A 6,833-nucleotide genomic window follows, 5' to 3' on the forward strand; every position below is an offset into this window, starting at 1 on the left:
CCTGCGAGAGATGGATGCTTGAGCTCGGCAATATCCATTGGCATTATGTGGAAATGCGGCCTTTCATGTGATCGCCTCGCCAGAATGACCGTAATATAAGCAGTGTTTGGTAAGGAGATATCATGCTACTGAAAATAAAAAAACGCTCAGATATCGGCAGTAGTGAAATTACACCCGAGCATATCTATCATGACCGACGACGTTTTATGCAGCAGTCCGGGCGTTTTGCCCTGGCCGGGCTGGGGTTGATGTTGGCAGGGTGCTCCCAGGAGGGCGAAGCCAAAGCCATCAGTAAACAACCACAAGACGGTGTTATTCCTTCTCAGCCGGGTCCCGAATGGCTAAAAAAGCAGGTTCTTGCATTTAACTCTGACGTTTACACGACAACTGAAGCATTGACACCACATCAAGTGGTTACTTCCTACAATAACTTTTACGAGTTTGGCACAGGGAAAGGTGATCCGGTCAGGAATGCTCATTCTCTGAAAACCGATCCATGGTCAGTGGTGGTGGAAGGTGAGGTTGCCAGGCCTGGTCGCTACCATCTGGAAGATATTCTCAAGCCTCATGCGATGGAAGAGCGCATCTACCGGCTGCGATGTGTTGAAGCCTGGTCCATGGTTATCCCCTGGATTGGTATCCCGCTGGCTAATATTCTTAAGCAGTTTGAGCCGACGTCCAAAGCCCGTTTTGTCGAGTTCACCACACTGCATGACCCTGAGCAGATGCCAGGGCAGAAGGCATCCTTTGGCTCTCTGGACTGGCCTTATGTTGAAGGGCTGAGAATCGATGAAGCCATGAACCCGCTAACCCTGATGGCGACCGGGCTATACGGCGATATCTTACCCAATCAGAATGGTGCGCCGTTCCGGCTGGTGGTACCCTGGAAGTATGGTTTCAAAAGCATCAAATCCATAGTGAAAATTCGTCTGACCGAACAGCAGCCGAAAACCACCTGGGAAACCTCCGCACCTCAGGAGTACGGGTTCTATGCCAATGTAAACCCTGCGGTTGATCACCCTCGCTGGAGCCAGAAACATGAACGACGGTTGCCAAGTACACTGCTGGCACCTAACCGGATTGAGACTCAGCCTTTTAATGGCTATGGCGAAGAAGTTGCTGACTTATACAAGGGCATGGATTTAACACGCTTTTACTGAGTTGTAAAAAGGATAGGGCTATGGATCGGGTTGCCAACATCAAGCTTGCTGTATTTCCTCTCAGCCTTTTTCCATTAGCCGATCTGATCATGAAGGCTCTGGAAAACAATCTGGGGCCAGACCCTGCCAGCGCTCTCACCCACGGGCTGGGAGAGTGGGCATTAATATTTTTGCTCTTATCGCTGGCTATCTCACCAGCACGACGGCTGACGGGTATAGGAAAACTGATCCGGTTCCGGCGGATACTGGGGTTATTCGCCTTGTTCTATGCGGTTTTGCATCTATTGGCTTACCTGGCTTTTATGCTGTCCTGGGAATGGCAGACACTGTTAGAAGACCTTTATAAGCGTTCTTATATTATTGTCGGTGCTTTTTCACTATCGATTCTGGTTGCGCTGGGTGTGACTTCAACAAAAAAAATGATGAAGCGGCTGGGTAAGCAGTGGATTCAATTGCATCGACTGGTCTACGTTGCTGCTGTTCTTGCGGTTATTCATTTTCTCTGGCTGGTTAAAAGTGACTATACGGAACCTGTCATTTATGGCGCTTTACTGGCGATCCTGCTGCTGCTGAGGACCCGGGTGTTTTCTTTTGGCAGAAAGCGGTAGCTATATTTTCATGTATTGTAAATAAGATTCATTTTTATTTGCATTGTGGTAGTGTTCGGTCTGCTGTATCGGGAGACTGAAACATGAGTTCGAGTAGTGCATTAAAAAAACTAAAAAAACTCGGTAAAAAGTCAGCCAAACTGCAAACCAGATCATGGATGCAACTGCAGGCACTGGCTGAAAGACAAAGTGTTGGTGTTGCAGAAAAGGTTCAGGTGTTCTCACCTGAGGTAAAGTCCATTGTTCAGGATGCTGTCGTCAGCGCTGCCAGAGAACTGGCTGCGCCATGCAATCCATTGATATCCTGGTTTCAGGAAGGCAACGATGCACCATTTGCTTCATTCGGCGTCTCTTCTGATTCTCTACAGCCGACAGTGGAAAAATCCCGGCGTGAACAGTCCATACTGCACCTTCCCCTGAAAAGCCCACCCTGTAAGCAATGTCCGGCAAAAGCCAACGGCATCTGTAAATGTGCCGCTAAAAAATTTGGGACTACAAGCTCATAATAACCCGGCTGACTGAGGGGCCCACCAGACGGGTTAAGGCCAGGCCAGCCATACCTCTGGCAAAGGTCTTTGTGCCGGAAACAACGGCATTTTCAATAAAAGAGGGGCGTCCATCCGATTGCAGCCAGCCATTACTGTCCAGAATATCCAGCAGGCTTTTACTGTCCAGTTCGTTGTTATCAAATTGAATGGCCACTGAGCCTGCATGTCGTTTATGGGTCACACGCTGTATGGCGTTGATCTTGCCAAGTTTGGTAATAAGCCTGCTGACATTTTCAGGATTCTGGCGAATATAGTCAGATCGAATCCTAACTCTTTGATTTGTTTGATGAATGTAAGTATTCATAAGTACTTTAGTGTTACTGATAATTATTATCATTCGTGACACTATCATCACTGTTGATTTAAATCAAAAAAAGAGTAAATATTTTTCGTCGTACAATCACCGCACCGCTGTTTCCTCTGTATTGGTGGTATATTCCGGCCCATGCAAAAGCACATCAAACAAGCCCTGATGCTACGGCGATGGGTGTCAATCGGTTATCATTTTCCCGGGCGAATTCGTCTTAAGTACAAGCTGGGTATCTTGACAAAACTGGCAGGTTTTAAAGCAGCGGATATCGAAACGGTGCTTTCTGATATTCCCGCCTTCAAGAATTACATACTAAACTGTGCCACTGACAGCATAGTGATTGATTACGATGCAGAGATCATTAACCCACAATGGCTTGATGAATTGTTTTGTGAATCTGAAGCCGATGCTGCACAGGCCTGTTATCAGATAGCCAGATGTCTGGAACTGGATGGAAGTCGCCATGAGTAACGATGCAAAGAAGGCAGCGGAAGAGTCAGCCTTCAGGCACTATGACAATATGCCGCCCAGCGGAATGCTGCCCAGCGGGGCCTACGGATACGCAGGCTATGACCCTTATGCCGCCGCACCAATGGGACAAATGCCTTATCCGCCACCTCACCCTTATTATGGACACCCGGGTTACCCCCATAGCCATTACCATCACCCGGCCATGATGCCTCCACCGCCATACTGGCCAGGCTATCAGCCCGATAGGTCACCGCAAAGTGCGCCTCCACCCGCTCATCCACTGACTGAGCAGGCTCAGGCCGTGGTGGAAAATGCCCTGGGAGAAGACGCCGGGATGTTTAAAGAATTACTGGGCACTCTGGGTGTTAATGACCGGGAATTCTGGAAAGGGGCTATGATCGGCGCAGCTGCGGCATTGCTTCTGGGTAATGAAAATGTGCGTGGTAAATTGCTGGAAATGCTGGCGGGTGCCGGCAGTATGCTGAAAGGGGCAGGCGCTGGAACACCGGAGTCAGCTGAACACAATAACTCAGAGGAAGTCAGATAATGAATGATAAGCGCTTCTGGCAGGGGGCTCTGGTTGGTGCTGCTGCCACACTTTTGCTGACCAATGACAAGGTGCGTGGAAAGCTGGTCGATTTGGTGACTGGCGCTGGCAATATGGTCAAAAGTAGCGGTTCTGCTGTTAAGGAAAAAGCCAGTCACACGGTTGATTCCGTCCGGGAAAATGTAACCACCGGTGGTGAAATTTTCCGTGATACCTATGCGGCGGGTAAACAGGGCTTTCAGGCGTCGGTAAAAAAACATCAATCGCCAAAAGAGCAGCCAGATGTTGAACCGGTGATTGAAATCGTTGAGGTAGAAGCCTCTGCCAACGAGAAACCCGCTCAACCGGAGTGATCCTGATGAGCAATGCAAACAAGAAACTCAGCACCGCCAGCCGGGCAATGATTGCCGGTGCCATGGTGGGTGGCGGAGCATCGGTGATCAGTCGCTGGAATACCTATAAGGCGGGCGACGTGGATACCCATGAGCTGGCCAGGGGGGCGGTCAAAGCCGCCCTGCAGGCGGGCGCAGTCAGTGGCGTGACAACTTATGCGGCGGAAAAGATGGCAGGCCGCCCAGTCCTGTCAATGCTGACTCTGGTTGCCGCAGGCACCGCTGGCCTCTATTTAATGGATCAATTGTTGGACAGTAAAAAGCATGACCCGTCATAACCCTTACTATGGCTATAACGCCTACGGCCACTCTCAGTCAGGTGACGTAAGCCGGGAACCAGCTTACCGTCAGCAGAACAGTAAAACCCACTTTGTTATGGGGCTGGCGGCTGGGGCTGCTGTTGCCTATCTGCTCTCGAATAAAAAATTCAGAGAGGGTATGGCGACCACGGGAGAAAAAGCCTGGTCTGCTGTTTGTGGAGAAGTTGAAGAGTTGAAAGAGCGTCTGGAAGATACTCAGGCTGAACTTGAGTATTACCGCAATCTCCACAAAGGCGACAAATGACTGTTTTGCAGGTTAAGCATCACTTGCCAGGACGCATTCGCTTCAAAATCGCCGTATTGCAGGAATACCCGGATACCGGTGCATGGATCAGGCAAGCGTTGTTGAGTATTCAGGGACTGCATAATATCCGTATTAATGAAGCGGCCTGTTCAATCGTCGTTCACTACGATACACAGCTGCTGGATGCAAAGATAATCAGTGCCCGCTTATCTCAGCTTGATCTGGATGAAGCTGAGCAGGAAGAAAGTGAGCATGAGTTTACCCGTGGTGATATCGCCCTGAATATCCTTGGAACGCTGGTGGCCGCATTACTTCCAAATAAATGGGGAAGCCTGCCCACTGCTGCGCTGATTGCACCGGCCATGATCGAAGGTTTGTCTGACCTTGCAGAGCGCAGGGTTTCCGTTGAGGTGCTTGATGCCATTGCTATTGGGCTCTCTTTCTGGCGGGGCGATTATAAAACCGCCATGATGACCCAGAGCCTGATCAGCCTTGGCGAATATATGGAGCAGAAAACCAGTCGTAACAGTGATCAGCTGCTGGCAGATCTGATGCGTCCGCAGGAAAGTGAGGTATGGCGGATCAATGGTGCTGGTCACCGGGAGTTGATTCAGTCAGGCGCATTGCAGGTTGGCGACCTGATTGAGCTGCAGCCGGGCTCAGCAATACCAGCTGATGGCATTGTGATATCCGGTGCTGCGTTTATTAATCAATCGACGTTGACCGGAGAGAATGTGCCTGTCCGCCGCGAAGAAGGTGCGCTGGTTTATGCTGGTACCACTGTCCACGATGGCACGGTTTCAGTCCGGGTTGAGAAGGTAGGGAGTGAGGCGACCACAGCCCGGATTGCCCAGCTGATTTATGAATCACTCAGTGAAAAAAGCGAAATCCAGCAGGTTACCCAGGATATGGCTGATCGCCGGGTGAACATTACCCTGGCCATGGGAGCCGCCGTGTTTGCCCTCACTCAGGATATTAATCGGGTTGCCTCGGTATTCCTGGTGGATTATTCCTGTGCTCTCAGGCTCAGCACGCCGGTAACGTTCAAATCCATCATGTACCGTGCGGCTCAAAATGGCATTTTGTTGAAGGGGGGAAGTGCTATTGAAAAGCTGGTGACCGTGGATACCTGTGTATTTGATAAAACAGGAACACTGACTTACAGCGATATGGAAGTTACGGACGTTGTTCCTCTGTGCAATAACAACACAGGCCGTGATCTATTGGCTATTGCAGCTTCCGTTGAGGAGCACAGCAATCACCCATTATCCAAGGCTATTGTTAACGCTGCCTGTCATCACGATCTACCGCATATTGAACATGGTGAAGTTGAGTATGTTATAGCTCATGGTCTCAAAAGTACTATGAACGACTACTGTCTTATGATGGGTAGCCGCCACTTTCTTGAAGAACATGAGTCCGTAGATTTTACCTCCTATGAAGATGAAATAATCAAATATGAGGAAATGGGGCGGCATCTGATCTTTATTTCCCATGACAAGAAACTCATTGGCATGATCGGGTTAAAGGATCATCTTCGGGAAGATGCGGTTGCGACACTAAGTGAGCTGCGTAACCTCGGTATTCATGAGCTGATTATGATTACCGGTGATCGTGTCGCCAAAGCTCAGATACTGGGTGATGAATTACAGTTGAACCAGGTATATGCAGAGGTAACGCCAGACAGCAAATCAGCCATTGTCGAGCAGTTAAAAGCATCTGGTCGAAAAGTGATGTTTGTGGGGGATGGTGTCAATGACGCACCGGCGTTGACGATGGCTGATGTTGGTATAGCCATGTGTGAAGGTACTGAACTGGCAAGACAGGCTGCGGATGTCGTACTGTTGAAAGATAAACTTTATGGCGTTGCTGAAACCCGGCAACTGGCTCAGCTGGCGATGTCGACCATTCAAAGTAATATCAAACTGGCTGAGTATATTAATAGTGGCATCATGCTGGCCGCTGCCATGGGCTGGCTGAGTCCGGCAGTCAGTGCGTTACTGCATAATGGTACAACGCTGGCAGTGCTTGGGCGCTCAGTCGCTTTAAAGAGGCCCCGATAACGACTGCATAATAGTGAAATGTCGTATACGTGCTAACCGAGGGTTGGCAAAGTCATTCAATTGCGTATAATGCGCCTCACTTCCACGGACTGACCCAAACGGTCATCCACGGATCAGCACTATGAATCATCATCGCTGAACGGGAAGTGCGGTTTGAAAATAGGTTGTTT

The 6,833-nt window shown here is 49.6% G+C and carries 10 protein-coding genes; 9 read left to right on the forward strand and 1 reads right to left on the reverse strand.

Translation table 11 applies throughout. The annotated features are described in order from the left end of the window. Positions 1 to 122 precede the first annotated feature (122 nt). The 3 genes from msrP (at position 123) to ACO6UY_RS17780 (ending at position 2,274) form a co-directional block, all read left to right on the forward strand. Positions 123 to 1,160 carry a protein-methionine-sulfoxide reductase catalytic subunit MsrP gene (gene msrP / locus ACO6UY_RS17770; protein WP_422450595.1) on the forward strand — a complete coding sequence of 346 codons (1,038 nt, stop codon included), beginning with the start codon at positions 123 to 125 and terminating at the stop codon, positions 1,158 to 1,160. A gap of 20 nt (positions 1,161 to 1,180) precedes the next feature. Further along, positions 1,181 to 1,768 (forward strand): sulfite oxidase heme-binding subunit YedZ, encoded by a 588-nt coding sequence (locus ACO6UY_RS17775; protein WP_422450596.1) that lies wholly within the window; start codon positions 1,181 to 1,183, stop codon positions 1,766 to 1,768. A gap of 83 nt (positions 1,769 to 1,851) precedes the next feature. Beyond that, positions 1,852 to 2,274 (forward strand): hypothetical protein, encoded by a 423-nt coding sequence (locus tag ACO6UY_RS17780; protein ID WP_422450597.1) that lies wholly within the window; start codon positions 1,852 to 1,854, stop codon positions 2,272 to 2,274. Here the strand turns inward: ACO6UY_RS17780 and ACO6UY_RS17785 are convergent. Continuing rightward, positions 2,261 to 2,620: an HMA2 domain-containing protein gene (locus ACO6UY_RS17785; protein WP_422450598.1), complete on the reverse strand. Its 360-nt coding sequence runs from the start codon at positions 2,618 to 2,620 to the stop codon at positions 2,261 to 2,263. The genes ACO6UY_RS17780 and ACO6UY_RS17785 overlap by 14 nt on opposite strands. Before the next feature lie 141 nt (positions 2,621 to 2,761). On the opposite strand from ACO6UY_RS17785, the gene ACO6UY_RS17790 reads away from it, so the two are divergent. From ACO6UY_RS17790 to ACO6UY_RS17815, 6 genes are read left to right on the forward strand one after another with little or no spacing between them, the layout of a single operon-like run. Then, entirely contained in the window at positions 2,762 to 3,097 is a 336-nt protein-coding gene (locus ACO6UY_RS17790; protein WP_422450599.1) for a hypothetical protein, read from the forward strand. Further along, on the forward strand, positions 3,090 to 3,644 hold the full coding sequence (locus tag ACO6UY_RS17795) for a hypothetical protein (protein ID WP_422490789.1): 555 nt from the start codon (positions 3,090 to 3,092) through the stop codon (positions 3,642 to 3,644). The genes ACO6UY_RS17790 and ACO6UY_RS17795 overlap by 8 nt, the downstream gene beginning before the upstream one ends. After that, the gene (locus ACO6UY_RS17800; protein ID WP_101749123.1) at positions 3,644 to 3,997 is read left to right on the forward strand and encodes a YtxH domain-containing protein; all 354 of its coding nucleotides are present in this window, start codon (positions 3,644 to 3,646) and stop codon (positions 3,995 to 3,997) included. The genes ACO6UY_RS17795 and ACO6UY_RS17800 overlap by 1 nt, the downstream gene beginning before the upstream one ends. 5 nt (positions 3,998 to 4,002) lie before the next feature. Continuing rightward, positions 4,003 to 4,314, forward strand: a complete 312-nt coding sequence (locus ACO6UY_RS17805; protein ID WP_101749122.1) for a hypothetical protein — start codon at positions 4,003 to 4,005, stop codon at positions 4,312 to 4,314. Further along, a complete protein-coding gene (locus tag ACO6UY_RS17810) occupies positions 4,301 to 4,600 on the forward strand; it encodes a hypothetical protein (protein WP_422490791.1) in 300 nt (99 codons plus the stop codon). The genes ACO6UY_RS17805 and ACO6UY_RS17810 overlap by 14 nt, the downstream gene beginning before the upstream one ends. Next, positions 4,597 to 6,663, forward strand: a complete 2,067-nt coding sequence (locus ACO6UY_RS17815; RefSeq protein ID WP_422490793.1) for a heavy metal translocating P-type ATPase — start codon at positions 4,597 to 4,599, stop codon at positions 6,661 to 6,663. The genes ACO6UY_RS17810 and ACO6UY_RS17815 overlap by 4 nt, the downstream gene beginning before the upstream one ends. Positions 6,664 to 6,833 lie beyond the last annotated feature (170 nt).

Source organism: Endozoicomonas sp. ALE010 (assembly GCF_049310165.1).
In the GTDB taxonomy this organism is placed as follows: domain Bacteria; phylum Pseudomonadota; class Gammaproteobacteria; order Pseudomonadales; family Endozoicomonadaceae; genus Endozoicomonas.